The sequence below is a fragment of the Mesorhizobium sp. M1399 genome (assembly GCF_040317735.1).
Classification (GTDB): domain Bacteria; phylum Pseudomonadota; class Alphaproteobacteria; order Rhizobiales; family Rhizobiaceae; genus Mesorhizobium.
This window is the reverse complement of record NZ_JAMYKZ010000017.1, coordinates 22,950-49,848: the sequence shown is the minus strand read 5'-3', so window position 1 is coordinate 49,848 and position 26,899 is coordinate 22,950. Positions and strand designations below refer to the sequence as shown.

The window sequence follows — 26,899 nt, the reverse complement described above, 5'->3', positions numbered from 1 at the left end:
TTCCGAAGCGATTCCGATTTCATGCGCGAGAAAAGCTTCACGCCGGCCGCAAACGCCGGCGCGCCACGGGGCAGGGGATGTCGAAGAGCAACAACGTATACAAGGACGCCTATAATCGCGGTCTTAGGCTGCTCGACGAAACCAGGAGCCTGCCTTCGGAGCCGGAGCTGGGCACGCTGCTCGGCGTCAGCCGCACGACCGTCCGCACCATCCTTGCCCGCATGGAAGAGACCGGGCTGATCGATTGGAACAAGCGCAGCAAGACGGTTCTGCGCGAGCCGCGGCCGGACGATTTTTTTCCCGAGGAAGAGACCGACACGCTGGCCGAGATCATCGAACGCTCCTTCATGCGGCGGCTGCTTGCCGGTGGCGCCGAGGCCGGCATGCAGATCAACGAACTCGAACTGGCGCGCGAGATCGGCGTCGGCACCACCAGCGTGCGCGAATTCCTGATCCGCTTCTCGCGCTTCGGCCTGATCGAGAAGCGCCGCAACAGTCATTGGGTGCTGAAAGGCTTTACCCGCGCCTTCGCGCTGGAGCTGACCGAAATCCGCGAGATGTTCGAACTGCGCTCGGCCGCCGCCTTTGCCGCTCTGCCCGAGGACAGCCCGGTCTGGGCCGACCTCGACAGCCTGGAAGACGAGCATCGCCTGCTGGCGCGCGAGATCGCCGTGCGCTTCAACGCGTTCTCCGAGCTCGACGAGCGCTTTCACCGGCTGATCCACCGCGCCTCGCACAACCGCTTCATCGTCGATTTCTACGACGTCATCGCCATGATCTTCCACTACCACTACCAGTGGAACAAGGCGCAGGAGCGCGAGCGCAACGAAGTCGCGGTCCAGGAGCATCTCGCCTATATCGCCGCGCTCAAATCGCGCGATCTCGCCAAGGTCGACGCCGCCTGCCGCAAGCACCTGAAATCGGCCCGCCACACGCTGCTGACGTCGATCCCGGAGGGCAGGCAGCCGCTGCGCGCGTGATTGTGTTGCGTTGCCGCAGCAACGTTTTGGCGATTTTCCGGCCGCCGGCTCCGTGCTAGAGAGCTGACGTTGCTGCGTGAAGAGGCTGGTTCTTGACCATACGCCGGAGACGATGGAGCATGCCGGTCGCGTTCGCCGCGGCCTGGCTTTTCGTGCTCCAGTCGATGTTCGGCGCGTTTGCTTCCGGCATCGAGCCGAACGCCTCGCAATTCGATGCTTTCGGCAACACGATCTGCACCCATGACGGTGCGGCGCAACTCCCGGCAGGGGATCCGCATCAGCAGCACATGCCGGCTTGCTGCATGCTTGGCTGCAACCTCGTTTCGGCGGTCTACGCGCCGCCCGATGCCACCGGGAGCCTGTCTCGCAGCCCTTCCGTCGAAACCATCGCCTTTTTCCTGCCGGCCTTCCGGCATCGCGATTTCGCCCGCGCCCGCACTCCGTCCAATCCGCGCGCACCACCGGCGACGGCCTGATCCGTTCTGGTTTGCGCCGCGCACACCCTTGGCCGGCGCGTTTATCGACATCGTTCGCGACCGGCATCGGCGCGATCTCTTAAAATCCACGGAGCAATCATGTCTCACTCTTTTCGCGCTGCCGCATCCAGCCGCAGGCGCTTCTCACTGGGTAGTTTCGAGCAGCGTCTCGGCGTCGCCCTTTGCGTTCTTGCCCTCCTGTTCGCCAACGCCCAGACGGTGTTGGCACATGAGTTCAAGCTTGGCGGTCTCGAGATCGGGCACCCCTGGTCGCGCGCCACGCCAGCCGGCGCCAAGGTAGCCGGCGGCTACTTCACCATCACCAACACCGGCAGTGCGCCGGATCGCCTGCTGTCGATCACCTCCGACATTTCGGTTAAGGCCGAACTGCACGAGATGGGCGTCAGCAATGGCGTCATGACCATGCGGCCGGTCACCGGCGGCCTCGAAATCCCGGCCGGCGGCAAGGTCGCGCTGGCGCCTAAGGGCTATCATCTGATGTTCATGGATTTGAAGCGGCGGCCCAAGGAGGGCGAAATGTTCTCCGCCACGCTGACCTTCGAGAAAGCCGGGCCCGTGCAGATTGAATTCGCCGTGCAAGGCATCGGCAGTGCGGCACCCCAGGACGACGACTGACTTGGCCGCTTCGAGAGGTACCATCATGAAGAAATCTCTTTTGCCCGGCTGCGTGCTTCTTGTTCTCGGGACCAGCGCGGCCTTCGCCCACATCACGCTCGAAACGCCGGAGGCGGCGGTCGGCTCGACCTACAAGGCGGTTCTTCGGGTGCCGCATGGCTGCGAGGGCAAGGCAATGACCGCCTTGCGCGTGCAGATCCCGGAAGGGGTGCTCTCGGTCAAACCGATGCCGAAGCCGGGCTGGACGCTGCAGGTCAAGAACGGCAAATACGAGAAGTCCTACCAGCTCTACGGCCAGGCAGTGACCAGCGGCGTCAAGGAGGTCGACTGGAGCGCCGGCAGCCTGCCGGACGAATTCTACGACGAATTCGTCTTTCGCACGACACTGGCGTCCGACCTGCCGGCAGGCCAGACGCTGCATTTCCCGGTGGTGCAGGAATGTGACGGCGTCGCCGATCGCTGGATCGAAATTCCGGCGGTCGGGCAGGCTGAGGACGCGCTGGAATTTCCGGCGCCCGGCCTCAAGCTGCTGCCGAAGAAGTGAGCTCCAGCGGCGCGCTTTGGCGGATGAGCGCGCCGCTGCTCTTGGCGGTGAGATGAGCGCGGCATCCTTCCTGCGGCGAGCTTGCATGGCCGGCAACCATTCTGGCCGGCTTGTGGCTGGCCTGCTCGCCGCCATCGTGCTGCTCGCCGTAATTGCCATGCCTGATCCGGCCTTCGCCCATGCGGCGCTGATCAAGGCCGAGCCGGCTGACGGTGCGGTGCTGGCGCAGAGCCCGTCGCAGATGTCGCTGACCTTCAGCGAGCCGGTTTCGCCGCTGGTGCTGACGCTGGTGCGGCCCGACGGCACGGCGGTCCCGCTGAGCTCTTTCCAGCTCAGCGGCCAGACCGTCGAGATCGACAATCCGCAGGCGCTGACATCCGGCACGCATGTGCTGAGCTGGCGAGTGATCTCCGCCGACGGGCATCCGGTCGGCGGCTCGGTGCTGTTCTCGGTCGGCGCACCGAGTGCTGCGCCGGCCGCCTCCGAAGCCGTCGACCGGGGGCTTCGAACGGCGATCTGGATCGGCAAGGTTTTTCTATATATCGGCCTGTTTTTCGGCGTCGGCGGTGCCTTTGCGCTGGCCTGGCTGGCGCAAGGCGGTCGATCCGGCCAGCGCCTGATCGTCGCGGCAATCCTGTGCGGGCTGGCCGCCGCACCCCTGTCGCTCGGCATGCAGGGGCTGGATGCGCTTGGCGCGCCGCTTGCCCGGCTGGCGCAGCCGGTCATCTGGCAGACCGGGCTGGGCACCAGCTTCGGCTGGACGGTGCTGATCGCGCTGATGGCGCTCGGCCTCAGCCTATTATCGCTGGTCGTGCCGCCCGCCGACGCAAAGCCGCTCGCCTTGGCCGGACTGGCTGGCGTCGGCGCAGCACTTGCCGCCAGCGGGCATGCCAGTGCCGCCGAGCCGCAATGGCTGACCAGGCCGATGGTGTTTCTGCACGGAACTGGTATCGCCGTCTGGGCCGGGGCGCTGGCGCCGCTTGGTCTTGCCTTGAAACGGCAGCCGGCCAAAGCCGGGCCATTGCTGCGACGGTTTTCGCGAGCGATCCTGTTCGTCGTGGCCGTGCTTGCGGCAGCCGGCATCGTGCTCGCCGTCATCCAGGTGCAAACGCCGTCGGCGCTGGTCCACACCGCTTATGGCCGGCTGCTGCTGCTCAAGCTCGTGCTGCTCGTCTTTCTGTTCACGCTCGCCGCCGTCAACCGCTTCAAGCTCACGGCCTCGGCCGAGGCAGGAAATACGGAAGTCCAGCGGCGGCTGGCCCGCTCGATCGCCATCGAGGTGCTGATCGTGGTGGCGATCTTCGGAGTTGGCGCCGGCTGGCGCTTCACGCCGCCGCCGCGGGCGCTGGCAATCGCCGCGGCACAGCCGGCATCGGTGCATATCCACACGCAGCAAGCGATGGCCGATCTCAGCATTGCGCCCGGCCACACCGGACCTGTTGCTGCTTCGATCTTCATCATGACCGGCGATTTCGGCCCGCTCGACGCCAAGCAGGTGACGCTGGTGCTGTCAAAGCCCGATTCCGGCATCGAGCCGATAAAACGCCCTGCGACGAAGCCCGGCGACGGCACCTGGCGCGTCGACGATCTCGTCATTCCGATCGCCGGCCGGTGGACGGCGCGGCTCGATATCCTGGTCTCCGATTTCGAGATGGTGAAGATAGAGGCGCCGATCGACATCAGGCCGTGACGAGAGCGCTGGTCCGCGCAACACAATTCGGCGAGACGGTTGACGCGGCCTTGAAGGCCCGTCAATCATCGTCATCAAGAATGGGCATCCAACCCAATCGCGGCTCAAAGCAACAAGATCCGAAAGCAGGGAAGAAACAATGGAAAAAGCCGAAATCGGCCTGATCGGCCTTGGCACGATGGGCTCCAACCTGGCGCTCAACATCGCCGAGAAGGGGCACCGCATCGCCGTCTTCAACCGCACGGCGGCGCGCACCGATGCCTTTGTCGAAAATGCCGGCGCGCTCAGGGATAGGGTGGTGCCCTGCTACAGCCTCGAGGAACTGGCCGCCGCGATCCGGCCGCCGCGGCCGATCATCATCATGGTGCTGGCCGGCAAGCCGGTCGACGAGCAGATCGCGGCATTGCGCGGCGTGCTGTCGGCCAACGACATCGTCATCGACGCCGGCAACGCCAATTTCCGCGATACGATGCGGCGCTTCTCGGAGCTTACCGATTCGGGCCTGACCTTCATCGGCATGGGCGTGTCCGGCGGCGAGGAGGGCGCACGCCACGGTCCCTCGATCATGGTCGGCGGCACCGAAGAGTCCTGGAAGCGCGTCGAAAAGGTGCTGACCGCGATCTCGGCCAAGTTCAAGGGCGAGCCTTGCGCGGCGTGGCTTGGCACCGACGGCGCCGGCCATTTCGTCAAGACCATCCACAACGGCATCGAATATGCCGACATGCAGATGATCGCCGAGATCTACGGCATCTTGCGTGACGGGCTCGGCATGGGGCCGAAAGAAATCGCTGAGGTGTTTTCCCAGTGGAACACGGGCCGGCTCAACTCGTACCTGATCGAGATCACCGCCAAGGTACTGGCCGCCGACGACCCCAAGACCGGCAAACCGGTGGTCGACATCATTCTCGACCGCGCCGGCCAGAAAGGCACCGGCAAATGGTCGGTGATCGAGGCGCAGCAGCTCGGTATCCCGGCCACAGCGATCGAGGCGGCTGTGGCGGCCCGCGTGCTGTCGTCGATCAAGGACGAGCGGCTGGCCGCCGAAAAGGCCTATGGCGGCGGCGTGAGCAAGATTTCCGGAGACAGGGACGCGCTGCTCGGCGATCTCGAGCTGGCGCTGTTTGCCGGCAAGATCGCCGCCTATGCGCAAGGGTTCGCGGTGATGAGCGGCGCGTCGAAGGAATTCAACTGGAACCTGCCGATGCCGGTCATCGCCAAGATCTGGCGGGCCGGCTGCATCATCCGCTCGCAATTGCTGGATACGATGGCGGAGGCCTTCGGCGCCGGCGGCGCAGTCACCAACCTGTTGATGGCGCCGGCCTTCGTTTCATTGATGCAGGAGGCCCATCCGTCGCTTCGCCGTGTCGTGGCAAGTGCAGCCGAAGCGGGCTCGCCGGTGCCGGCCCTGTCATCGGCGCTTGCCTATTTCGACAGTTACCGGCAGGGCCGCGGCACCTCGAACCTGATCCAGGCGCAGCGCGATTTCTTCGGCGCGCACGGCTTCGAGCGCATCGACGGGCAGGGCGCTTTCCATGGCCCATGGGGGAGTGGGGCGGCGGGTTAGCGCCCTATTTCGGCCGTCCAAGCCGCCTCGGCGACTTCCCAATAGCTGCCGTTCTTTCGCCGGGGCAACGCCGCAACTGTCTGCTGCGCATCATAGCGCGTCCAAAAGCAAGGCACCCCGAGCCGATCCGACCAATGCTTGTGGCAGCTTCGGCGCGCGCCGCTATCCGACCACGAAAAAAGCGTGACCCGCGCAGGACGAAACGAAGCGGAGGCGAACGTTGGAGCTACCTCAATGCCCGATTGGAAGCGGTCAGTGGCGGTCGTTTGACCTGTGCGGGGCCGCCAATCGGCAGGCCCCGCAGGCTGCTGCCTCAGTGGCCGTTGGCCGCGATCGAAACCGCCTCCCAATCCTTCCAGGTCTGGAGGCGCTTGGCGTAGATATCCACGATGGTCTTGGTTGGGGTGAGCCCGAAAAAGATCCGGGTCGGGGACTCGGCGGCATCGACGACCTGCAGGATCGCCGGACCCGTCGCCGTCGGTTCGCCAATGAACTCCGCGGGCAGGTTGGCCCAGATGTCTGCCTGGCCACGGCGCAGAGGGTCATACTGCGGCGCCGGGTTCGCGTGGACGGCCGAGCCCCTGCCCCAGTCGGTGGCATAGCCGCCCGGTTCCACCAAGGTCACTTTGATGCCGAACGGGGCAACCTCCTGCGCCAGCGACTCGGTGAGGCCTTCGACCGCCCACTTGGAGGCGTGATAGGCCCCCAGATTGGGGTAGGACATCAGGCCACCGATGCTGGACACCTGGATGATATGGCCATGCCCCTGCTTGCGCAGGATGGGCAAGACAGCCTGCGTGACGTTCAGCACACCGAAGAAATTCACTTCGAGCTGATCGCGCACCTGCTGCTCCGTGACTTCTTCGACCGCACCGAAAAGGCCGTAGCCCGCATTGTTGACGACAACGTCGAGACCACCAAATGTTTTGGCAGCCTGTCCGACAGCGGCAATTGCGGCGGCGCGATCGGTCACATCCAGCCGCAGGGGCAGGACCGCATCGCGGAATTGAGTGACGAGATCCTGCAAGGCCTCAGGCTGCCGGCTCGTCGCGGCAACCCTGTCGCCGCGCTTGAGTGCGGCTTCCGCCCACACTCGACCAAAGCCACGGTTGGCGCCTGTAATGAACCAGACTTTCGACATCGATCTACCTCATGGTTGCGTGCCATTGGGCACTTCTCTTGAGGTAGGCAGGCCCCCTGTCGAATTCATTTGCAGGTTGCGACAGAAAACTGGCGATGGGCGCCAATCTCTAGTTTAGGCGAGAGGCCTCGGTGTTCTGCTCGCGCCACCGTGCGGGGGTGACACCTTCCCATTCGCGGAAGGCGCGATAGAACGAGCTGGTATCCTGATACCCTAATAGATAGGCAATCTCATCAGCCGCGTTCGCGCCGCTGGCCAGCATTTCGCGACCGAGTTCCTGGCGGGAAGCCTCCAGTAGCAGCCTGAAACTTGTCCCAGATTCCGAAATACGGCGCTGCAGCGTGCGTTCGCTCATCCCCAGGACGTTGGCCACGTCCGATAGTTCGGGCTTGCCGCTGGCCAACCGCCGCTTCAGGACAATCTTCACTTGTTCTGGCAACGAGCTTTGCGCATCGATCTCGTCGAGCGAGGCCAACAGTGCCGGTGTAAGGATGGCGAGCAGCTCGGGGTTGTGCCCAGCGAACGGTCGATCCAGATCATCGGCACGCAGCACCAGCTGGTTCTTGGGCGCCCCGAAGGTTATTGGCGCTCCGAGGTACTCCTTGTGCGCTCGGGTCGTAGGGCCTTTTCGGGTCATGTCCACTCGCAGCGGGACGATGTGACGACCTATTCCGCGTCGTCCCAGTTCAAGGATTGCTGCAAACGTCACATCGACCGCTACGTCAGGCTCCGTGCCAACGGCGTGGATCCAGTCGAAGCTGACAAAAGCCTCACCATCACGTTCTATCACGTGCAGCTCTTCCGGGGTGCAAAGCCGCTTGAACCTGGCAAGACGGTTGAGGCCGTCACGGAAATCCTTGGCGAAGAAGGCCGACATGGTCGCGGGGGGATGGACCGATGTATCTGCCGCGACTGTGATATGCAGCCCGATCGCAGGGTCGCCCGACAGCTCCTCCAGTGCTTGCCAGAGTTCGAAGTATTGGGCGGTATTGACCCAAGCGTCTTCGGAAATGTGGAGGGTCGCAGGCAACCGAGCTTGCCTCAACAATGCCGCTGGTGAGATGCCAGCCCGCTCGACAGCGCGCCAAAAGGCCTGTGGGACTTTGCATCTGTCGATTGGTAGCCGTGTCATGGCAGTCTTTCACTCACCCGTAATGGCGGCATATGAGCGCCGCTGTCCTATCGTCGTCTAGCCCGGCCCCAGTTCGATCACAGCGTACCCGAATCCGCCACCGATCCAGTCATCCATCTGCCCTACCGGGTCGTCCACTGTGTGACCGGCAGGGTGGACCGTAACGGTTGCATGCTCAACTGCGTGGCGCTAGCGCGTCGGGCGGCGTGAGTGCTGGTGAGGACACTGCGCAGCTTAGCGGCCTGCTGGTCGATGGCCTGCGGGCCGTTGCCGGTGAGCAGCCGCACGGACGGCTCGTAGGCCAGTAGCGGGGCCGCGATGTTGAGGGAGGTCGCGAGTGTGAAGCCAGCTTCCTTGATGGCCGCGTCGACGAAGTAGGAGGTTCGGGTCTTTTTGCCGGGGACGCGTGGGTAGAGGAACCGCAGCGCGAACAGCTCGCCGATCGTGGGGACGGTCGAGATGGTGGCGGCGAGGAACGGGTTGTCGCTGACGAGGTAGGGGTGGCCCTGAGCGTCGATGCGCTGCCGGGTGGAGGTCACCGCCACAGGCGCGTGGCAGATCAGCGAGATGATGACGCCGTTCTCCCGGGCTATGTGGAGGGTTTCGCCGAGCCACGGGTTGTCACGGAAGTCGACCATGGGGGCGTGACCGCCGGGGGTGTGGATGAAGTCAAAGTCGGCGAAAGTGAACGGGTCGGCCGAGTCGCGGTGACGCTGGACGAGTTCCTGTAGCGAGTGGAAGGTGCCCTCGGGCAGCTTGTCGAGGCGGCGAACCAGTTCGGGGCGGTACTCGGCGAGCTCCGGCTCGCTGTTAGGCAATAGTTCGGAGACCGGGACCCGGCCGATGTGCCGCTCCAGCAGCTGAACTTCCTGCTCGCGGCGGGCGACCAACGCGGGGTGGCGCTGCCGGAAGCTGTTGACGTCGAACGAGCGGCGGCGCTGCTGCATACGGAGGGGGATGGTCATGGCGCCGGTCTTCTCGATGGATTGCACGGACAGCGCCATGCCGTTGATGTCGAGTTGAGGGGCGTTGCCGTCGGGGGTAGCGAAGGTGAACTCGTAGTCGTTCTCGAACTCCTTGAGCACTTGAGCCATCTCGACCAGGAAGAACCCGGTCGAGATCGACTTGACGTCGGCCGGTTCGGCCAGCGGCAGCTGGCGGCCGGACGAGATGAGGATCAGTGCGCGGCGCTTGGTGGTGGGCATGACTTGTTCCTTTCAATGCTTTCGGCCGGGGTGAGGGTCAGGCCGTCCCTGCCATTCATCGGCGGATTTAGGCACGCCTCCTGTCGCATTCACTTACAGGATGCGACAGAAAACTTGCGATGGCCGCCAATCTCTCGGTGTTCTGCTCGCGCCACTGTGCGGGGGTGACGCCTGTCACCTGAGCACGCGTCAGTACGCGCGGCTGGTCGACGAGTGGGGGACCGCGATTGGGCTGACACCTGAGGAGTACGGCACTCACTCGCTGCGCAGGACGAAAGCGTCGCTCATATACAAGGCGACCGGCAATCTACGAGCGATTCAGACTTTGCTCGGACATAGCAAGATCGAGAACACAGTTCGATGCCGGACGGGCGCAAAACTTTCCTGCGCCGGGCAACATATAGCTTTCCGGCCCTGCCAGATTGCCGAGGTCGAGACTACGCGTGTTGTAACCGCATCATAACACGAAAAAGCATCTGCGGATCGCCCGTTTCGCGAACCGTCTCGAGCGCCGCGGGTTCCTGAAGGTCCGCTTCTTAAGATCCGATCCTCGAAGCTGCCGGTCAACTACCGGCCCCAAGGTTACCAGTCAGCAGCGCGCATTTTGCAACCAAGTGGAATCACTTGGCGCCGCAGAAATGCGGCTATGACAAATAGATGGAGCGGGAGTTCAATTTGAACGTATCCCGCTCTGGTCGGGAGGGCGATAAGCCTGCACTTCGCCCGGCTTGCTCAGGCTCTGCAGGGAGCCAGGTGCGGCGCCGCCGATCCAGCCCAGCACCGAGCGGGCGAGTTCGGCGCCGGCCAGCCGGAAGTTCTCGTTGACGACCAGCAATTCGCTGCGAAACAGGTGCAGAAGCTCCGACGATTGTTTGGACACCACATCGACATCGCGGCCAAGCTTGAGGCCGGCGTCTTCGATGCCGGCGACGATGGCGAGCGTCGCGGCGGCGGCGCTGCTGATGAAACCGTCCGGGCGGCTTTCGCGGCGCATCAGCTGCGCCGTCCGCATTCTGATCTGCTCGATCGAATGATCGATCGAAACGGTGTTGAACGGAATCTCGCTGGCGCCGACCTCGCTCAGCGCATCGGCAAAGCCGGCGAGCGTGTGGCCGTGATAGGTCAGCTCGACCGGCGGCGCCAAGAGAGCCAGCCGGCGGCGGCCGAGGCCGGCCAGATGGCGCACCGCCTCGGCTGCGAAAGCGTAATTGTCGAAATCATGATAGGGATGGATCAGCCCCATGTCGGTGCGGCCATGCGTGGCAAAGGGGATGCCGCGCTCCAGCATATAACGGGCCCTCGGATCGTTCGGCTGCGTGCGCGAAATGATGACGCCGTCGGCTGAACCGGTTTCCACGAGGTAACGGATCGGGTCGAGCGGATCCTGCGAGCGTGAATAGGGCGTCACGATCAAGTGATAGGGCGTATCGGCAATGACTTCCGAAACACCGTAGATGATGTCCGAGACAAAGCTCATGATCTCGTGCTCGGTGTTGAGCACCAGGCTGATGACATTGGTCTTGCCGGTGCGCAGGCGGACGCCGGCACGGTTGGGCCGATAGCCGATTTGTTTGGCGACAAGCTGGACGCGACGCCTGGTCTCGGCGCCGATCTCGGGCGCGTCCTTCAGCGCGCGCGACACGGTGGTGACGCCCAGCCCGGTCATGAAGGCGAGCGTCTTCAGTGTCGGCCGGCCCTGCCCCGACGCTTCGTCGGCCTTCTCTTTTTGATGCCTGTTCATTCGTCCCGCCCCGTCAGGCGCATAGCAGTTGCCGGGCAGGCCGGCAATCGGCGGGCCGCGGGTACGCCGCGGGCCTTCACCGAATGAGACCGCTATATACTGAAACGTTACAGATTGTCACTGCCGTCGCGATATCACTGGTGATAGGCGCAAAACGAGCGGTACTCCGGTCGGCGCAAAAAAGAACGATTGAAACGGGCTTTTCCGGGTTTCTGGCGTCGCAGCATCGATTTTTTTGCAGCGCAACCTTGCTTGTTGCGGTGCGGTAGCTCGACAGGCCAGGTGATTTTATTCGCGCTTCGAAAAAATTTGATGCCGGATTTGCCTGAGGGGTTGCGCGTCCGAAGCAATTGCCGTATCCAAAATCTGTAACGTTTCAGATTCTGGGAGGAACGAAATGCGATACCAACTCATGACTGCTGCGCTGGCATTGACGACCGCGCTGCAATTCGCCGGCCCGGCGGCCGCGACGGATCTGGAAGTCACCCATTGGTGGACCTCCGGCGGCGAGGCGGCAGCGGTCGCCGAACTCGCCAAGGCTTTCGACGCAACCGGCAATCATTGGGTAGACGGCGCTATCGCCGGCTCCGGCGGCACGGCGCGGCCGATCATGATCAGCCGCATCACCGGCGGCGACCCGATGGGCGCGACCCAGTTCAATCATGGCCGGCAGGCGGAAGAATTGGTGCAGGCCGGGCTGATGCGCGACCTCACCGATCTCGCCACCAAGGAAAAGTGGACGGAAATCGTGCAGCCCAAGAGCCTGCTCGATGGCTGTACCCTCGACGGCAAAATCTATTGCGTGCCGGTCAATATCCACTCCTGGCAGTGGTTGTGGCTGTCGAACGCCGCCTTCGAAAAGGCCGGCGTGCCGGTGCCGAAGAACTGGAATGAATATGTCGCCGCGGCGCCCGCGCTTGAAAAAGCAGGCATCCAGCCGCTCGCGGTCGGCGGCCAGCCCTGGCAAGCCTCCGGCGCTTTCGACGTGCTGCTTGCGGCGGTCGGCGGCACCGATGCCTTCCTCAAGGTCTACAAGGACAAGGACGCGGAATTCGCCGCCGGGCCCGAAGTCGCCAAGGTCTTCAAGGCCGCGGACGACGCCCGCAAGATGGCGAAGAACACCAATGTGCAGGACTGGAACCAGGCCACCAATCTGGTCATCACCGGCAAGGCCGGCGGCCAGATCATGGGTGACTGGGCGCAGGGCGAGTTCCAGGTTGCCGGCCAGGTCGCCGGCAAGGACTATACTTGCCTTCCGGGCCTCGGTCTCAACGAGATGATCGCCACCGGCGGCGACGCTTTCTACTTCCCGCTGCTGAAGGATCCCGAAAAATCGAAGGCGCAGGAAGTGCTGGCCCACACACTGCTTGATCCCAAGACGCAGGTCGCCTTCAATCTCAAGAAGGGTTCGCTGCCGGTGCGCGGCGACGTCGACCTCAAGGCGGCGAACGACTGCATGAAGAAGGGCCTCGAAATCCTCGCCAAGGGCAATGTCATGCCTTGGACGGACCAGTTGCTTTCGCAGGATACGCAGAAGCAAAAGGAGGATCTGTTCTCCGAGTTCTTCGCCAAGCAGGACATGACCGTGGAAGATGCGCAGAAGCGCTTCGCCGCCATCGTCGGTTCGGCCGATTGAGCGATCGATCAAGCGCCTCACTCCCGCCCCTGCGAGCGCAGGGTCGGGAGCTCGGGTCAAGACCTCTTGACCCTCCCGCCCTTACCCGATCCAGCGCGGCTGTGCAGATGAGCAAGAGCGAACGCCCCAGCCAACTCTTTCGCAACCTCAATGCGAAAATCGCCTCGATCCCAATGATCTTCACCGCGCTGGTGATCTTCGTCGGCGGCACCGTCTGGACGGTGCTGTATTCCTTCACCAATTCCAAGTTGCTGCCGCGGCTGCACTTCGTCGGTCTCGACCAGTATTACCGGCTGTGGGCGACGCCGCGCTGGCTGATCTCGATCGAGAACCTGCTGATCTACGGCGTGCTGTCGCTGGTGTTCTCGCTGGTAATCGGTTTCCTGCTTGCTGCCCTGCTCGACCAGAAGATCCGGTTCGAGGACACATTCCGGACCATTTTCCTCTATCCCTTCGCCCTGTCCTTCATCGTCACCGGTCTCGTCTGGCAATGGCTGCTCAACCCCGAGTTCGGTGTCCAGGCAGTGGTGCGCAGCCTCGGCTGGACGAGCTTCAGCTTCAATCCGCTCTATGATTCCAGCATCGTCATCTACGGCATATTGATCGCCGCTCTCTGGCAAGGCACCGGGCTGATAATGTGCCTGATGCTGGCCGGCCTGCGCGGCATCGACGAGGATATCTGGAAGGCCGCGCGGGTCGACGGGATACCGACCTGGAAGACCTATCTGTTCATCATCATACCGATGATGCGGCCGGTCTTCATCACCACGCTGGTCATCGTCGCCTCCAACATTGTTCGCGTCTACGACCTTGTCGTCGCCCAGACCAGCGGCGGGCCCGGTATCGCCTCCGAAGTCCCGGCCAAATATGTCTATGATTACATGTTCTTCGCCCAGAACCTCGGCCAAGGGTTCGCCGCTTCGACGATGATGCTGCTGTCGGTGATCATCGTCATCGTGCCGTGGGCCTATCTCGAGTTCGGAGGCAAGAAGCGTGTCTGACCATGCCGTCTCATTGCCTGCCATTGGCGGCGCCGGCGGGCTCGAAGCCTACGGGCCGAGCGGACCGAAGCCGCGCCACACGTTCTCGCGCCGCAACATCTTCCTCTACGGCACGCTGATCGTGGTGGCGCTCTACTATCTTTTGCCGCTCTACGTCATGGTGGTGACATCGCTTAAAGGCATGCCTGAGATACGCCTTGGCAACATCTTCTCGCCGCCGATGGAGATCACCTTCGAGCCCTGGGTCAAGGCCTGGTCGAGCGCCTGCACCGGGCTCAACTGCGACGGGCTGTCGCGTGGCTTCTGGAATTCGGTGCGCATCACCATCCCGTCGGTGATCCTGTCGATCGCGCTCGCCTCGGTGAACGGCTATGCGCTGGCCAACTGGCGCTTCAAAGGGGCCGACACTTTCTTCATCATCCTGATCGTTGGCGCCTTCATCCCGTATCAGGTGATGATCTATCCGATCGTCATTATCCTGCGCGAGGTCGGCCTCTACGGCAGCCTCAGCGGCCTGGTGATCGTCCATTCCATCTTCGGCATGCCGATCCTCACGCTTTTGTTCCGCAACTACTTTACCTCCATGCCGGAGGAGCTGTTCCGGGCAGCGCGTGTCGACGGCGCCGGCTTCTGGGGCATCTATTTCCGCATCATGCTGCCGATGTCGCTGCCGATCTTCGTCGTCGCCATCATCCTGCAGGTGACCGGCATCTGGAACGACTTCCTGTTCGGCGTCGTCTACACCCGCCCCGACACCTATCCGATGACGGTGCAGCTCAACAACATCGTCAACTCGGTGCAAGGCGTGAAGGAATACAACGTCAACATGGCAGCCACCATCCTGACCGGCCTGGTGCCGCTGATCGTCTATTTCCTGTCCGGAAAATTGTTTGTGCGCGGCATCGCCGCCGGCGCGGTGAAAGGATGATGGCGATGAACGCAACCGGCAGTGTTGAGGTAAACGGCAGCAGCGGGGCAAACGGCACCAGCGTCTCGATCCAGAACCTGTCGCTGAATTTCGGCGCGATATCGGTGCTGCAGACGCTCAACCTCGATGTCGCAGAAGGCGAGTTCATCGTGCTGCTCGGCCCGTCCGGCTGCGGCAAGTCGACCCTGCTCAACTGCATTGCCGGGCTGCTGGACGTTTCCGAAGGCCGCATCTTCATCAAGGGCAAGAACGTCACCTGGGAAGAGCCCAAGGATCGCGGCATCGGCATGGTGTTCCAGTCCTACGCGCTCTATCCGCAGATGACGGTGGAGAAGAACCTGTCGTTTGGGCTGCGCGTTGCCGGCCTCGCCAAGGACGAGATCGCCAAGCGCATCGCCCGGGCCGCCGAGATCCTGCAGATCGAGCCGCTTTTGCATCGCAAGCCGGCGGCTCTGTCCGGTGGCCAGCGCCAGCGCGTGGCGATCGGGCGCGCACTTGTGCGTGACGTCGATGTCTTTCTGTTCGACGAGCCGCTCTCCAACCTCGACGCCAAGCTGCGCGCGGAATTGCGCGTCGAGATAAAGCTGCTGCATCGCAAGCTCGAGAACACCATGATCTACGTCACCCACGACCAGATCGAGGCGATGACGCTGGCCGACCGCATCGCGGTGATGAAGGGCGGCGTCATCCAGCAGCTCGATGCACCGCAGACCATCTATAACCGGCCGGTCAACCGGTTTGTCGCCGGCTTCCTCGGCTCGCCGGCGATGAACTTCCTCGACGGCAGGCTGGAGCAGGCGGACGGCGACTGGCACTTCGTCGCCGAGGATGTACGGATTCCGCTTGCCACCTATGCTTTCGAGAAGGACCCGGTGGCGGGGCCGGCCGTGTTCGGCATCCGCCCCGAGCACGTCGCGTTCAACAGCGGCACGGGATGGCCATTCGCAGCCACGGCAAGTGTCGAGGTCGTCGAGCCCATGGGTTCCGACACGCTGGTCTGGCTGAAGCTCGGCGGCCAGAATTTCACGGTACGGGTGACAGCCGAGCGCACGCCAAACAACGCCGAGGCGGTCGGCATCGGTTTTGATCCGATGCGCGCCTCGCTGTTCGACGCCGCCACAGGTAACCGCCTCTAGAGCAGATCTAGCCACCCAAGACTCTTCCATTCCCCCCAAGACTCATCCCCTCAAGACTAACCATCCACAAGAAAACGGACAGAGACGATGAACTGGTCATTCCAACTTTACAGTGCCCGCAATTTCCAGCCCTGGGAGGGCGTGCTCAAGATGCTGGGCGAGCTTGGTTACAGCCAAGTCGAAGGGTTCGGTGGTGTCTATGACGATCCCAAGGCATTCCGTGCGGAACTCGACAAGAACGGGCTTGCCATGCCGACCGGGCATTTCTCGATCGACGCGCTCGAGAAGGATTTCGATGGCGTGCGCAGGACGGCCGACGCGCTCGGCATCACGCTGCTCATCTGCCCGTTCCTGAACGCCGAGTTCAGGCCGGCCGACACAGCCGGCTGGCGCGGCTTCGGCGAACGCCTGGCCAAGGTCGGCGAGACGGCCAGGAAAGCCGGCTATGGCTTTGCCTGGCACAACCATGATTTCGAGTTCAAGGCGCTTGCCGACGGCTCGGTGCCGCAGGACCATATTCTGTCCTCGGCGCCTGACATCGGCTGGGAGATGGACGTCGCCTGGGTGGTGCGCGGCGGCGTCGATCCGCTGCCCTGGATCGAGAAGCACGGCAAGCGCATCGTCGCCGTCCACGTCAAGGACATGGCCAAGGCGGGCGAGGGACTCGACGAGGACGGCTGGTCGGATGTCGGCCACGGCACCATCGACTGGCCCGGCCTGATCAAGGCGCTGCGCGCCAAAAGCGCCGCAAAATACTACGTCATGGAACAGGACAATCCCAACGATATCGCGCGCTTCGCCCGCCGCTCGATCGCAGCCGCCAAGACCTATTAGGAGCACACCAGCATGGCAACAAAACTTGGCATCGGCGTCATCGGCTGCGGCAACATCTCGAAGGCGTATTTCTCGCTGGCGCCGCTGTTCCGTGGCATCGAGATGCGCGCCTGCGCCGACATCAACATGGAAGCGGCGAAAGCGCGGGCAAAAGAGTTCAAGCTGCGCGCCGAGACCGTCGAGGGGCTACTCAAGGCCGACGATATCGACATCATCGTCAACCTGACCATTCCGGCGGTGCATTACGAGGTGTCGAAGCAGATTCTCGACGCCGGCAAGCATGTTTATTCGGAGAAGCCCTTCGTGCTCTCGGTCAAGGAAGGGCTCGACCTGAAGAAACGGGCCGAAAGCAAGGGGCTGCGCATCGGTTCGGCGCCCGACACCTTCCTCGGCGGCGCGCACCAGCTTGTCCGCGACCTGATCGACACCGGCAGGCTCGGCAGGATCACCAGCGGCACCTGTCATGTGATGAGCCATGGGATGGAACATTGGCACCCCAATCCGGACTTCTTCTTCCAGCCGGGCGCCGGGCCGGTGCTCGATATCGGACCGTATTACATCACCAACCTGATCCAGCTGATCGGGCCGGTGAAGCAGGTCGCGGCTTTTGCTTCGATCCCGATGACGGAACGCATCATCAGCTCGAAGCCGCGCGCCGGCGAAAAGATCCCGGTCTCCACGCCGACGACGATCCATGGCGTGCTGGAATTCGAGAACGGCGCCGTGGTGACGCTCAACACCAGCTGGGATGTCTGGAGCCATGGCCACGCGCCGATGGAGCTCTATGGCGAGGCAGGCACGGTGTTCGTGCCGGATCCGAATTTCTTCGGCGGCGAGGTGCGCTACACCGAGGCCGCCAAGCCGGTGAAGAAGCTGCCGAAATGGCGGCATCCGTTCGGCGTGCCCAACGAGATGCATTCGCATGGCATGATGGCCAACTACCGCACCGCCGGCCTTGCCGACATGGCGATCGCGATTACCGAAGGCCGGCCGCACCGCTGCTCGATGGAACTGGCGCTGCATGCCGTCGATGTCATGACCGGCCTGTTGCGTTCTGGCGAGACCGGAAAGTTCGTCGCCATGCAGACCAGCTGCGAGCGGCCCGCGGCACTCGGCGTCAAGGCAGCGAAGGAGCTGCTGGCGAAGAAGAAAACGAAGTAGGCGGCGCACCTCCCAAGCACCGTAAAAGCCTCTCCCCGTTTGCGCGGGGAGAGGCTAAAGGTGCGGAAGGCTCGGCTGCCGTGCGTCGCGGCGACAGCCGTCGGGCTCGTTTCGATATGAGGATTTCCCATGCCCTATGTTCCCGCCGAGAACCGCTACGAAAAGATGGTCTACAATCGCTGCGGGCGGTCCGGCCTGAAGCTGCCGGCGATCTCGCTCGGGCTGTGGCACAATTTCGGCGATGACACGCCGCATAGAACCAAGCAGGCAATCACGCGCAAGGCCTTCGATCTCGGCATCACGCATTTCGATCTCGCCAACAATTACGGCCCGCCGCCCGGCTCGGCGGAGCGGGCCTTTGGCGAGATCCTGCGGACGGACTTTGCCGGTTATCGCGACGAGCTGATCATCTCGACCAAGGCCGGCTACGAAATGTGGGCAGGACCTTACGGCGAATGGGGCGGCCGCAAATATGTGCTGGCCAGCCTCGACCAGAGCCTGAAGCGGATGGGGCTCGATTATGTCGACATCTTCTATTCCCATCGCTTCGACCCCGACACCCCTCTGGAAGAGACGATGGGCGCGCTCGATCACGCGGTGCGCTCGGGCAAGGCGCTCTATGCCGGCATTTCCTCCTATAATTCACAGCGCACCCGCGAAGCCGCCGACATTTTGAAGCAGCTCGGCACGCCTTGCGTGATCCATCAGCCGAGCTATTCGATGCTTAACCGCTGGGTCGAGGACGACGGCCTGCTCGATACACTCGAGGGGCTTGGCGTCGGTTCCATCGTGTTCTCGCCGCTGGCACAAGGCATGCTGACCGACAAATATCTCGGCGGCATCCCCGATGGCAGCCGCGCCAGCCAGGGCAAGTCGCTGCGCCCGGCATTCATCAACGACAAATCGATCGCAAATATCGAGGCGCTGAACGTCATCGCCCGTCGCCGCGGCCAGACGCTGGCGCAGATGGCGCTGGCCTGGGTGTTGCGCCGGGGCAGGGTGACGTCGGCGCTGATCGGCGCCAGCCGGCCGGAACAGGTCGTGGATTGCGTCGGCGCGCTCGAGACGCTCGACTTCAGCGATGCCGAGCTCGCCGAGATCGACACCTTTGCACGCGAGTCGGACATCAATCTCTGGGCGACGTCGGCCGAGCGCAAGGGGCCGCCAAGGAAGTAGGCGGAGACGGTCCGCGGTCCGTTTTCATCGAAAGACGCGGCAGCGCAAACTGATAGCTGTCTTCGACACGGTGGCCAGCGGCTAACTTTCGGCTGCCTTGAGGTTCCGCGCGGCTTCTTCGAGTGCGGCTCTGTCGTTGCCGAGCCTGTCGATCAACTCTTGCGCCTGATCACCGGTTATCCCGGTGCGCATCGCCAGTGCCTCGACCGTCAGAACGTCGGAACTGGCGATCGTTCCAGCCGGACCGTGCTCGGCCGCGTCATCATCAGCCTGGCCGGTCATCGTCTCATCGTAGCCAAGCTCTTGCTTCGCCTGCTGCCAATGACGCTCATGCGCGCCATCCGGGCGGCCCTCGCGCATCCAGATTTCATAGGCTCGTTGCCGAATCTTTTCATGCCGATCGTTGTCCATGACGGCTCCTCCCTTGTGGCGTTTTCACCAACGCGGGGAGCGCCGGAACGATCCGATGTTCAAGCCGATTTCGCACACATGCCGGACAAATCCCGGGTTCTCACAGAACAAACACCGGACAGAATCGTTTTGCCGAGGAACCTGTACAGTGGGCCGACCGTTGAGCCGAGCCTTCCGCAAAGGAGATTACTATGGCCGACGACCCGAACGAATCCGCAGCACCGAAGATGACTCAACGTGAAGCTCAGGAAGCCCTGGAGAAGCAGGTCGCGCAGCTGAGGCGTGAGATCAACAAGATCAATCGGACCTTGGCCGAACGCGCGGAAGAGGCGATCGAAGAGGCCGGCGACTGGTATGACAGCGCTGCTGACCGCGCGTCCCGGACGGCGCAAGCCCTGCGCAACAGGGCGCAAACGGTTTCCGGGGTCGTCCAGGAGAATCCTGGCACAGTATCGTCCGCATTCATACTCGGAGCGGCAGTAGGGGCGCTACTGGGCCTCGCCTTGGCCGCCACAGACCAGCGCCGCGATCGCTGGTTCTAGTCCCGACCCCAGGTTTTGGGACAGAAACAGCGGGATTGCTCCCGCTGTTCATTGGTTCAGCAAGTGACGCCGGTCAGGGCGTCGCCGGCTTCTGCGCCGTGCCGAGGGCTTTGGGTGCTGCGGGCACGGGCGCTGCCGTTTTCATCTTCTCCTCGATCCAGCCGGTGTAATTGGCCAGCCGCGTGTAGATGCCGTAGGCGTTCTTGTGGCCGCAGGCGGTGCCGCCGTCGGCCGGACCTTCGCCCCAGCTGACGACGCCGACCTGCACCGGACCATCGGCGCCGGTCATGAACAGCGGTCCGCCGCTGTCGCCATTGCAGGCGTCGCGCTCGCCGCTGGCCGTTCCGGCGCAGATCATGTTGCCGGTCAGCGGATCCGCCATGTCGGCAGCAATCGCGTTGGCGGCCGCCTCGATGCCCCTTTCCGAATAACGCATGCGGCGGGCGAGCTCGCCGAGCGCTGCTTTCAAATCATGCGCATAAATCGCCTTGATGCCGCTGTTGCAGGTTGCGTTCGGCTGGAGGTCCAGGTCGGCGACCATCAGCGCGGTGGGAAATGTTCCGTCCTGCATCTTGCCCCAGCCGGTGACTGTCGTCTTGCCGGCGTCGGGGGTCGGCTCACTGGCAATTTTGATGGTCGGGGCATCGGCCGGCTCGGCCAGCCGGATCAGGCCGAGATCGTTGTCCAGCGTCTGCTCGCTGTAGCCCTCGTTGACGATGATCTCCACCGCCTTGTAGCGCTTGCCCTCGCTGAGATCGGTGGCGCCCGTGAGCACGGTGACCACATCAGGCGAAATCGGCTCGCCGTCGTCATTGAGGCAGTGCGCCGCGGTCAGCACCCATTGCGGCGCGATCAGGCTGCCGCCGCAGAACTGCGCATTCGCCTGCGAGGCCGGGCTTTTGTCCAGCTTGCCCGTGGTCAGCAATGCCACCTGGAACGGGTAGGCGCCCGTCTCGGCCTGCTTGCCGCCGTAGACGCGATCGGCGCCGTCGGGGTTCTCCGCCCTGGCCTTTGCCCTGGCCTCGGCCACGCGTTTCATCGGCGAGATCGCCGCCTCCGGCCGGGCGGCCGCGTCCGTGGCATGAACGGAATCAACGACCGGCAAGGCCGCCGCGATGCCGAGCAGCGCGGCGGCGGCAATCGGTCTGAACCTATGGATGATCTTCACCTCGAACCCCCTGAGACAATATTCCGACAGGTCAGCCACGGACGCATGATCCACTGAAATGGAACCGGCCGGTGAGATCATGCTCCAAGGCGGAGCGCGATCCGTCACAAAACCGAGCACCACTTTTGCTAATCGTGCTGTCGAACCAAGCCCGCCCAAATCCTATAGCCCCCCACGGGCTATGTGAAAGCAATTTGTCATTGCCAATGTTGGATTAATTTAGGCAGTATACCGTTGCGGGCATTTTTGGCGGGGACCTAAACTGGCTGCACTGAATAATGGCCCGGTAAAGGCGCCGGCAACCAATTTCATTTTTCGTCACCACCACGATCTCGACAATATTTCTCTATCTTGATCCAGTCCTTGCTGACTTTTGGGAGAGTCTCACCATGACAAAACTGACACATAGCATTATTGCGTCCGCGTTGCTTTCCACCGCAATGTGGGCGGTTCCTGCCTTGGCTGCCGATCCAGGCTCCGCCAATGCTGGCAACGGCGAAAGCATGCGGGACGTGACATCGGGCGATTACAAGCCCGGCCGGGCGAAACCGATCGCCCCGCCGAAACTGACCGACGACGAGGCCAACCGCGCCGCGCCGCTCGCCGACGAAGCAACGGCAGTCAAATCTTATGGCATCGTCGGCCGCTCCGCCGATGGCAAGGACATCAAGATCGACCCGAACGAGACGCTGAAGGACCTTGTCATCAAGGAAATGAACGCGCCCGCCGACGGGCAGAAGTCCGATAATTCCGGACTAAGCGGAGGCGAAGAGGCCGGCCGCCAGGTGTTCGGGACGGACGACCGCGAGCAGATCAAGAATACCAAAACCTACCCGTTCACCGCGATCGGCTATCTCGAAGGCAAATCGAAGAGCGGCAGCTATGGCAGCTGCTCGGCGACACTGATCGGCCCGCGCACGGTGCTCACCGCGGCGCACTGCCTCTACAGCCACGAGGACAAGGCCTGGCTCGACGATATCCTGTTCGTGCCGGCTCTCAATGGCAAGACCGCCGACGACGCTCCGTTCGGCGCCTTCACCTATGAAAGCGCCTATATCGTCCAGGGCTTCATCGACAATTACCAAGGCTTTTACGGCTCTGTCGTGCCGTGGGATCTCGGCATCGTCACTCTCAAGCAGGATGTCGGCACCAATCTCGGCTGGCTGGGCTATGCCAACTATGTGGATCTCGGCGATTTCACCGCCAACATCATCGGCTATCCCGGCGACAAGCCGATGGGCACGATGTGGAAGGCGACCTGCGAAGTGCACGCCGAAAACATCGCCACCGAGTATTTCCAGTACGACTGCGACACGTATCCAGGTTCGAGCGGCAGCTCGGTCTATGCCTATGACAATGGCTCCAAGCAGCGCGTCATCACCGGCGTGAACGTGGCCGAGAGCCCGGATGCCAATACCGCCGTGCGCCTGAACGCCATCAACGTCCAGTGGATCAACAGCCTGTACAAATAGGCCTGCAGAGTGCGCGCCGCGATCATCGGGGCGGGTTATCTATTTTAGCGGCATTTCTGCGACGCCAAATATGATCACACTTGGCTGCAAAATGCTCCAATCAAAGCCGGCGGCGGAGCATTTCCGTCGCCGGCTTTCGCATTTTCGGGGATTATCTGGATTGGGCCGGGGGTGGCGCCTGGCGGACATAGTTCTCGATTGGCAGGGCGAAGGTCGGCGAACCGGCCTTGCGCTCCTTGTCGATATAGTCGGCAAAATAGCTCCAGAACGAGGCGGCATAGTCGCGGAAATACGAGTCGGCGACCTGACGCGAGCAAAGCCTGCCTTCGACGCAGAAGGAAAGACGGTTGAGGAAATAGACGATGCGGTCGAAATTGTCGCTGAACTCGGCAAGCGGCATGTCGCCGCCGGTTGCGCTCATCGCCTCGATGCCGATGCGTTGCCGATAGACCTGTTCCTCGGTCGGCGTGGGATTGGCGCTGAGCAGATTGCCGTATTTGGCATTGAGCGTCGCCAGGCGTTGCTTGAGGGCCCGTTGCGCCTGCTGGTAATCCTTGCTTTCCCAGAGCTCGACCAGCGACATCGTCTGTTCGACACGCTTCTGCTCCTGGTTTGCCAGGAACTGGTAGACCGAAAAGATCAAGGTGAAGATGATCGCCAGCCGTACCAGCAATCCGGACCAGGCATAGACAAGCATGCGCCAGTCGCGATCGGTGAACGGGTTCGCCTCCTTCTTGACCTCGTGATTGCTCACCCAAGGCAGGCCTTCGACGGTTTCCGGCAGTGACGCCGGCTTCTTTTGCGGTACCGGCGCCGCCCCTGCCTGCTGCGTTGCGTCGCTCCCTGCTTTCGTCATCCGCAGCTGTCCAGTTCGATGATAGCTGACGGATCGAGCACGATGCCCGGCGTCTCCAGCTTCTTCTTCAGGCAATCCAGCTGCGCCCGCGAAACGATGAACTGCACGTCAGGCTCCACCTGCGGCTTGCCAGGCGACGGCAACGGCTCGACCACGCCACGTGAGGTGCAGCTGCTGAGATCGACGACGACGGCGGTGTTGCCGGTTTTGGCGATCTGGTCGTACTGATCGAGAAAGCAACTCGCCAGTTCGGAGTTGATGACGACCTCCTTGGCGCAAAGGCCGCAGATCTCGTCCGCCGAGGCATTGGCGGCCAGCAACAGCCCGGCGACAAGGCCGGCGGTTGTTGCGCGCCACGAAAATACCATCCTGTTCACGAACGCCCTCATCCGTTCCGTTCGGCCGCCGACAGCGGCGGTCGAAGAATGTTCATTATCAGCCGATCAGGCAAGAGGCCTGGCCGGGCGCTTGATCCCGCCTCAGGCGCGCGGCACCGTCTCCATCGGGAAGATCATCACGGCGCCCTTCGATGCCTTGTCGTCGGTGAGCCGCATGGCCGACCGCGTCGCCGGCGCCATGCCGATATCGGCCAGCATATCGGAGAAACTTGGCTGTCCCAGTCCGCGCGTTACCGAGACAACCCCCGCTTGCGCCAGGAAGCTCAGGTCCTGCTTCTCGCTCTGCGGCGGCGCCTCGGTCAAGACGGCGATCATCTGCTCCATGCCGAAGCTGGTGTCGGTGAATTTGAACAGGCCTTCCTCGAGCACGGCGCCCTCGGTCAGGCGCTCGGCAAGAAAATGCTGGATGGAATAGTCGGAGCCGACATAGAGCACGTTGATGTCAACCAGGTTGGTCGAGCCGTTCCAGACCAGCACATGCACCTGATCGTCGGGCGAAACACGCGGCACCGTCGACGGCTCGATAGGCTGCAGCGCGTCACTGTCCAGACGCTTGATCCGGAACTCGACGTCGACCTCTTCCGGCCGATAATCCGAAGCGGCGGCCAGCCTCGACAGGCCGATGGCGCGGAAGATTTTCGTCAGGTTCCTGGCCGCGGCGTCGATCAGCTTTTCGCGGCCGTCCGGATGAATGACGATCAGCGGCGGCTTGCTGCCATCCTTGAGCGTCATGTCGCCCGAAGCTGGCAGGAACCACAGCGCCGGCGCGTCGGTGGCGTCTTCTGCGGCGCCGGCAATGGCATTCTCGCGCAGCACGGCGAGACGCAGATCTGCGCTCTTGCCCGGCTCGACCAGCGCGATGTGGAACCCTGAGTTCTCCCTGGCCGCCAGATCGTCGAGAACCGAGTTCGCCAGCGCAGCCTCTTTCTCGAGGCCTTTGGCCGCTGCCGGCCGCGCGACCACGAGCTTGTAGTCGACGGCGAGCTCGGCGAGCCGGGCATAGGCATTGGCGGGGATGTCAGCCAGCTTGAGCGCCGGCTTGCCGCCGAACTCGACCGGCTGGACCCGGCTCTCCAGGTTCTTTGCCGATCGCACCTGGAGATAACCAAGCGCCTCGGACAGCGGCGACAGCGCCGACGGCAAGATTGCCAGCTTGCTGCCGGGGGTGAGGCGATGCAGCAGTCCGGCGCCGATGGTGGCTTTGTCGTCCTTGACGACGATCGGCCATTGCATGACCGCATCGGTCTTGTCGGTGCCGAAGACGCGTGCGTCGAGTTCTCCCTCGAACAGCGGCGTTGGCCGGGTGCGGCCGTCCGCCGAATATTGCTGCAGCACCGACTGACCGAGTTGGCGGTAGGTGATGTTGGGGTTCTCGGCCAGTTTCGACAGGATGGTGAAGGTGAACAGCCCGAAACGCGGCGCATCGGCCGTGCCCCTGGGCAGCGGCATCTCAGGCGTCGTCTCCACCGTCTGCGCCGCGTAGAAGGCGACCAATCTACCCTTGGTGGTCGGCTCGGCGCCGGTCGGCGCCAGCTTGAAGGCCGGCTTGCGCTGCCCGTCCTCGTCAAAGCCGCGCGGCGCGGCCGACGCAATCCCGTCATAGGCTTTCACCGCAGCCGCCCTGGCAGCATCGTCGCCGCCGACCAGATCGGCGAACTCGACCTTGCGTTCCAGCTCGTCGTCGACCTCGGCGGCGCGCGTCGCCGTGCCGGAATGGCAGCAGTCGAACACGGCCCAGATAAAGGCGCCCTTGTCGCGAATGGCGTCGAGCGCGGTGCCGATCTCGTTGTCGACCAGCGCATTGGGCACGCCCTGTTCGCGGTTGACCCATTTGTCGATGTCGGACGGCAAGAAAATTTCGTCGAGGCCGTCGGTCTCGTCGCCCTTGGTCGCCGCGGGCTGTTGCGCGCCGTGACCGGACAAATGCAGATAGACGAAATCATCACGCTGGACCTTGGCGGCAAGGTCGGCGAGTGCTGCCTTGATCGCCGCATGTGTCGGCGGTCCGTTGGCGCCTTCGACATCCTTGGCGAGCAGCGTGACGTTTTCGGCCAGGAATTTTACCGGCGCGGGCGTGTTCCCCAGGAGGTAATCGCGCACCAGGCCGGCATCGTTTTTCGGTCCGATCAGCCAGTTTTTCTTCGGCAGGTTCGGGTAATCGGTGCAGGCAACAAGCAGCGCATGGTAGGTGCGCGCCGCTGCGAATGCCCGAAACGGCACCAGGCCGGCAGCGGCCAGCGCAGACGTGCCGGCAAGCAGCGTCCGCCGCGTCACTTTGATCATGGTTGCTTCCCCAAGCCCGATCGAATTTCCAAGCACAGCCAGCCTGGCTGACGATTTTGTCAGTATTTTGAATATGGCGCCGCCGGCCAGCCGACCACCGGCTGCGAATAGAAACAGTAGCAAAAATAGCAGTTCGTCGCTATCTCAGTGCAAGAGGTCGAATTGCATGCGAACTGGCAGTGATCGGCACGGAGCGGCTTGGAACGGGATCATGGCGGCAAGGGATGTACTGACGAAGAACCAGCTTTGCGTTCTCGAGAAACTCGAGGCCGCCAGCGGGCCGCTCAGCGCCTATACGTTGCTCGACCAATTGCGCGAGCGCGGTTTTCGTGCACCGCTGCAGGTCTATCGGGCGCTCGACACGCTGGTGAAGTCCGGCTTCGTGCACAGGCTCGAAAGCCTCAATTCCTTCGTCGCCTGTGCCGAGCCGCACGACCACAGCCATTCGATGACGGCGTTTGCCATCTGCGACAGCTGCGGCCAGGTGACCGAGTTCTCCGACCACGATGTCGGCCACCGGCTCGACGAATGGGTGCGCTCGACCGGCTTCGCCGCCAAGAAGGCGGTGATCGAGTTCCGCGGCACCTGTGCGAAGTGTTTGGCTGAGGCGGCTTGAGGGCTTACTAAGCCGCGAGATGCTGGCGGGACAGCGCCCCCCTCTGTCCTGCCGGACATCTCCCCCACATGGGGGGAGATCGGCTAACATCCCGGCGTTTGCCACTTCCAATCGATGGTGCGCAGCGCCCAAGCTGCCAATCTCCCCCCTCGTGGGGGAGATGTCCGGCAGG

General features: G+C 63.1%; 25 protein-coding genes and 1 pseudogene. 17 read left to right on the top strand and 9 right to left on the bottom strand.

Features of this window, described 5'->3' with window-relative positions; all coding sequences use genetic code 11:
- The first annotated feature begins 77 nt into the window (after positions 1–77).
- From NKH05_RS25940 to gnd, 6 genes are all read left to right on the top strand, one after another.
- Positions 78–980, top strand: a complete 903-nt coding sequence (locus tag NKH05_RS25940; RefSeq protein WP_352483619.1) for a GntR family transcriptional regulator — start codon at positions 78–80, stop codon at positions 978–980.
- 119 nt (positions 981–1,099) lie between these two features.
- A complete protein-coding gene (locus tag NKH05_RS25935) occupies positions 1,100–1,456 on the top strand; it encodes a DUF2946 family protein (RefSeq protein ID WP_352483618.1) in 357 nt (118 codons plus the stop codon).
- 99 nt (positions 1,457–1,555) lie between these two features.
- Positions 1,556–2,092, top strand: coding sequence for a copper chaperone PCu(A)C (locus NKH05_RS25930; RefSeq protein ID WP_352483617.1), 537 nt, complete (start codon positions 1,556–1,558; stop codon positions 2,090–2,092).
- 25 nt (positions 2,093–2,117) lie between these two features.
- The gene (locus NKH05_RS25925) at positions 2,118–2,636 is read left to right on the top strand and encodes a YcnI family copper-binding membrane protein (RefSeq protein WP_352483616.1); all 519 of its coding nucleotides are present in this window, start codon (positions 2,118–2,120) and stop codon (positions 2,634–2,636) included.
- 52 nt (positions 2,637–2,688) lie between these two features.
- Positions 2,689–4,326 (top strand): copper resistance CopC/CopD family protein, encoded by a 1,638-nt coding sequence (locus NKH05_RS25920; RefSeq protein ID WP_502899442.1) that lies wholly within the window; start codon positions 2,689–2,691, stop codon positions 4,324–4,326.
- A gap of 139 nt (positions 4,327–4,465) precedes the next feature.
- Positions 4,466–5,890 carry an NADP-dependent phosphogluconate dehydrogenase gene (gnd, locus tag NKH05_RS25915; protein WP_353026378.1) on the top strand — a complete coding sequence of 475 codons (1,425 nt, stop codon included), beginning with the start codon at positions 4,466–4,468 and terminating at the stop codon, positions 5,888–5,890.
- Between the two features lie 313 nt (positions 5,891–6,203).
- Here gnd and NKH05_RS25910 read toward each other — a convergent pair whose 3' ends face one another.
- The 3 genes from NKH05_RS25910 to NKH05_RS25900 form a co-directional block, all read right to left on the bottom strand.
- Positions 6,204–7,031, bottom strand: coding sequence for an SDR family NAD(P)-dependent oxidoreductase (locus NKH05_RS25910; protein WP_353026377.1), 828 nt, complete (start codon positions 7,029–7,031; stop codon positions 6,204–6,206).
- Positions 7,032–7,140: 109 nt separating this feature from the next.
- Complete coding sequence (locus NKH05_RS25905) at positions 7,141–8,163, bottom strand: AraC family transcriptional regulator (RefSeq protein WP_353026376.1); 1,023 nt, start codon at positions 8,161–8,163, stop codon at positions 7,141–7,143.
- A gap of 122 nt (positions 8,164–8,285) precedes the next feature.
- Entirely contained in the window at positions 8,286–9,368 is a 1,083-nt protein-coding gene (locus tag NKH05_RS25900; RefSeq protein ID WP_352856907.1) for a type 1 glutamine amidotransferase family protein, read from the bottom strand.
- 175 nt (positions 9,369–9,543) lie between these two features.
- Here NKH05_RS25900 and NKH05_RS25895 point away from each other — a divergent pair.
- Positions 9,544–9,831: pseudogene (locus NKH05_RS25895) on the top strand (tyrosine-type recombinase/integrase); the annotation flags it as partial.
- A gap of 207 nt (positions 9,832–10,038) precedes the next feature.
- Here NKH05_RS25895 and NKH05_RS25890 read toward each other — a convergent pair.
- Positions 10,039–11,109: a LacI family transcriptional regulator gene (locus NKH05_RS25890; protein ID WP_353026375.1), complete on the bottom strand. Its 1,071-nt coding sequence runs from the start codon at positions 11,107–11,109 to the stop codon at positions 10,039–10,041.
- A gap of 397 nt (positions 11,110–11,506) precedes the next feature.
- Between NKH05_RS25890 and NKH05_RS25885 the strand changes: the two genes are divergently transcribed.
- The 7 genes from NKH05_RS25885 (at position 11,507) to mgrA (ending at position 18,981) form a co-directional block, all read left to right on the top strand.
- Positions 11,507–12,745: an ABC transporter substrate-binding protein gene (locus NKH05_RS25885; protein ID WP_353026374.1), complete on the top strand. Its 1,239-nt coding sequence runs from the start codon at positions 11,507–11,509 to the stop codon at positions 12,743–12,745.
- 107 nt (positions 12,746–12,852) lie between these two features.
- The gene (locus NKH05_RS25880) at positions 12,853–13,746 is read left to right on the top strand and encodes a carbohydrate ABC transporter permease (RefSeq protein WP_353005913.1); all 894 of its coding nucleotides are present in this window, start codon (positions 12,853–12,855) and stop codon (positions 13,744–13,746) included.
- Entirely contained in the window at positions 13,739–14,674 is a 936-nt protein-coding gene (locus NKH05_RS25875) for a carbohydrate ABC transporter permease (RefSeq protein ID WP_352483609.1), read from the top strand. Before NKH05_RS25880 ends, NKH05_RS25875 begins: the two co-directional genes overlap by 8 nt.
- Positions 14,675–14,679: 5 nt before the next feature.
- On the top strand, positions 14,680–15,810 hold the full coding sequence (locus NKH05_RS25870; RefSeq protein ID WP_353026372.1) for an ABC transporter ATP-binding protein: 1,131 nt from the start codon (positions 14,680–14,682) through the stop codon (positions 15,808–15,810).
- 87 nt (positions 15,811–15,897) lie between these two features.
- Complete coding sequence (locus NKH05_RS25865) at positions 15,898–16,644, top strand: sugar phosphate isomerase/epimerase family protein (protein WP_023721947.1); 747 nt, start codon at positions 15,898–15,900, stop codon at positions 16,642–16,644.
- Positions 16,645–16,656: 12 nt separating this feature from the next.
- Positions 16,657–17,805: a Gfo/Idh/MocA family protein gene (locus tag NKH05_RS25860; protein WP_352816858.1), complete on the top strand. Its 1,149-nt coding sequence runs from the start codon at positions 16,657–16,659 to the stop codon at positions 17,803–17,805.
- Positions 17,806–17,934: 129 nt separating this feature from the next.
- Positions 17,935–18,981, top strand: coding sequence for an L-glyceraldehyde 3-phosphate reductase (gene mgrA, locus NKH05_RS25855; RefSeq protein ID WP_352495501.1), 1,047 nt, complete (start codon positions 17,935–17,937; stop codon positions 18,979–18,981).
- A gap of 81 nt (positions 18,982–19,062) precedes the next feature.
- Here the strand turns inward: mgrA and NKH05_RS25850 are convergent, their stop codons facing one another.
- Positions 19,063–19,392: a DUF2934 domain-containing protein gene (locus NKH05_RS25850; protein WP_352592770.1), complete on the bottom strand. Its 330-nt coding sequence runs from the start codon at positions 19,390–19,392 to the stop codon at positions 19,063–19,065.
- 191 nt (positions 19,393–19,583) lie between these two features.
- Here NKH05_RS25850 and NKH05_RS25845 point away from each other — a divergent pair, with 191 nt between their 5' ends.
- A complete protein-coding gene (locus tag NKH05_RS25845) occupies positions 19,584–19,934 on the top strand; it encodes a hypothetical protein (protein ID WP_353026369.1) in 351 nt (116 codons plus the stop codon).
- A 73-nt stretch (positions 19,935–20,007) separates the two neighbouring features.
- On the opposite strand, the gene NKH05_RS25840 is transcribed toward NKH05_RS25845, so the two are convergent.
- A complete protein-coding gene (locus NKH05_RS25840) occupies positions 20,008–21,141 on the bottom strand; it encodes a S1 family serine peptidase (protein ID WP_352495500.1) in 1,134 nt (377 codons plus the stop codon).
- A 350-nt stretch (positions 21,142–21,491) separates the two neighbouring features.
- Here NKH05_RS25840 and NKH05_RS25835 point away from each other — a divergent pair, with 350 nt between their 5' ends.
- Positions 21,492–22,574 (top strand): trypsin-like serine peptidase, encoded by a 1,083-nt coding sequence (locus tag NKH05_RS25835; protein ID WP_031194911.1) that lies wholly within the window; start codon positions 21,492–21,494, stop codon positions 22,572–22,574.
- A gap of 151 nt (positions 22,575–22,725) precedes the next feature.
- Here the strand turns inward: NKH05_RS25835 and NKH05_RS25830 are convergent, their stop codons facing one another.
- From NKH05_RS25830 to NKH05_RS25820, 3 genes are all read right to left on the bottom strand, one after another.
- Entirely contained in the window at positions 22,726–23,430 is a 705-nt protein-coding gene (locus NKH05_RS25830; protein WP_352964123.1) for a DUF4760 domain-containing protein, read from the bottom strand.
- A complete protein-coding gene (locus tag NKH05_RS25825) occupies positions 23,427–23,798 on the bottom strand; it encodes a hypothetical protein (protein WP_352483640.1) in 372 nt (123 codons plus the stop codon). The genes NKH05_RS25830 and NKH05_RS25825 overlap by 4 nt, the downstream gene beginning before the upstream one ends.
- 111 nt (positions 23,799–23,909) lie before the next feature.
- Positions 23,910–26,111, bottom strand: a complete 2,202-nt coding sequence (locus tag NKH05_RS25820) for a caspase family protein (protein ID WP_352847353.1) — start codon at positions 26,109–26,111, stop codon at positions 23,910–23,912.
- A 211-nt stretch (positions 26,112–26,322) separates the two neighbouring features.
- Here NKH05_RS25820 and NKH05_RS25815 point away from each other — a divergent pair, with 211 nt between their 5' ends.
- Entirely contained in the window at positions 26,323–26,727 is a 405-nt protein-coding gene (locus NKH05_RS25815) for a Fur family transcriptional regulator (protein WP_023721937.1), read from the top strand.
- The last annotated feature ends 172 nt before the right edge of the window (positions 26,728–26,899 follow it).

Excerpts from the sequence above, each read along its gene's own strand:
- NKH05_RS25910 (WP_353026377.1), bottom strand. The coding sequence starts at position 7,031 with ATGTCGAAAGTCTGGTTCATTACAGGCGCCAACCGTGGCTTTGGTCGA.
- NKH05_RS25815 (WP_023721937.1), top strand. The coding sequence starts at position 26,323 with ATGGCGGCAAGGGATGTACTGACGAAGAACCAGCTTTGCGTTCTCGAG.
- NKH05_RS25820 (WP_352847353.1), bottom strand. The coding sequence starts at position 26,111 with ATGATCAAAGTGACGCGGCGGACGCTGCTTGCCGGCACGTCTGCGCTG.
- NKH05_RS25850 (WP_352592770.1), bottom strand. The coding sequence starts at position 19,392 with ATGGACAACGATCGGCATGAAAAGATTCGGCAACGAGCCTATGAAATC.
- NKH05_RS25935 (WP_352483618.1), top strand. The coding sequence starts at position 1,100 with ATGCCGGTCGCGTTCGCCGCGGCCTGGCTTTTCGTGCTCCAGTCGATG.
- NKH05_RS25890 (WP_353026375.1), bottom strand. The coding sequence starts at position 11,109 with ATGAACAGGCATCAAAAAGAGAAGGCCGACGAAGCGTCGGGGCAGGGC.
- NKH05_RS25865 (WP_023721947.1), top strand. The coding sequence starts at position 15,898 with ATGAACTGGTCATTCCAACTTTACAGTGCCCGCAATTTCCAGCCCTGG.
- NKH05_RS25880 (WP_353005913.1), top strand. The coding sequence starts at position 12,853 with ATGAGCAAGAGCGAACGCCCCAGCCAACTCTTTCGCAACCTCAATGCG.
- NKH05_RS25830 (WP_352964123.1), bottom strand. The coding sequence starts at position 23,430 with ATGACGAAAGCAGGGAGCGACGCAACGCAGCAGGCAGGGGCGGCGCCG.
- NKH05_RS25870 (WP_353026372.1), top strand. The coding sequence starts at position 14,680 with ATGAACGCAACCGGCAGTGTTGAGGTAAACGGCAGCAGCGGGGCAAAC.
- NKH05_RS25825 (WP_352483640.1), bottom strand. The coding sequence starts at position 23,798 with ATGGTATTTTCGTGGCGCGCAACAACCGCCGGCCTTGTCGCCGGGCTG.
- NKH05_RS25920 (WP_502899442.1), top strand. The coding sequence starts at position 2,689 with ATGAGCGCGGCATCCTTCCTGCGGCGAGCTTGCATGGCCGGCAACCAT.
- NKH05_RS25885 (WP_353026374.1), top strand. The coding sequence starts at position 11,507 with ATGCGATACCAACTCATGACTGCTGCGCTGGCATTGACGACCGCGCTG.
- NKH05_RS25860 (WP_352816858.1), top strand. The coding sequence starts at position 16,657 with ATGGCAACAAAACTTGGCATCGGCGTCATCGGCTGCGGCAACATCTCG.
- NKH05_RS25925 (WP_352483616.1), top strand. The coding sequence starts at position 2,118 with ATGAAGAAATCTCTTTTGCCCGGCTGCGTGCTTCTTGTTCTCGGGACC.
- NKH05_RS25905 (WP_353026376.1), bottom strand. The coding sequence starts at position 8,163 with ATGACACGGCTACCAATCGACAGATGCAAAGTCCCACAGGCCTTTTGG.
- NKH05_RS25845 (WP_353026369.1), top strand. The coding sequence starts at position 19,584 with ATGGCCGACGACCCGAACGAATCCGCAGCACCGAAGATGACTCAACGT.
- mgrA (WP_352495501.1), top strand. The coding sequence starts at position 17,935 with ATGCCCTATGTTCCCGCCGAGAACCGCTACGAAAAGATGGTCTACAAT.
- NKH05_RS25940 (WP_352483619.1), top strand. The coding sequence starts at position 78 with ATGTCGAAGAGCAACAACGTATACAAGGACGCCTATAATCGCGGTCTT.
- NKH05_RS25900 (WP_352856907.1), bottom strand. The coding sequence starts at position 9,368 with ATGCCCACCACCAAGCGCCGCGCACTGATCCTCATCTCGTCCGGCCGC.
- NKH05_RS25930 (WP_352483617.1), top strand. The coding sequence starts at position 1,556 with ATGTCTCACTCTTTTCGCGCTGCCGCATCCAGCCGCAGGCGCTTCTCA.
- NKH05_RS25835 (WP_031194911.1), top strand. The coding sequence starts at position 21,492 with ATGACAAAACTGACACATAGCATTATTGCGTCCGCGTTGCTTTCCACC.
- gnd (WP_353026378.1), top strand. The coding sequence starts at position 4,466 with ATGGAAAAAGCCGAAATCGGCCTGATCGGCCTTGGCACGATGGGCTCC.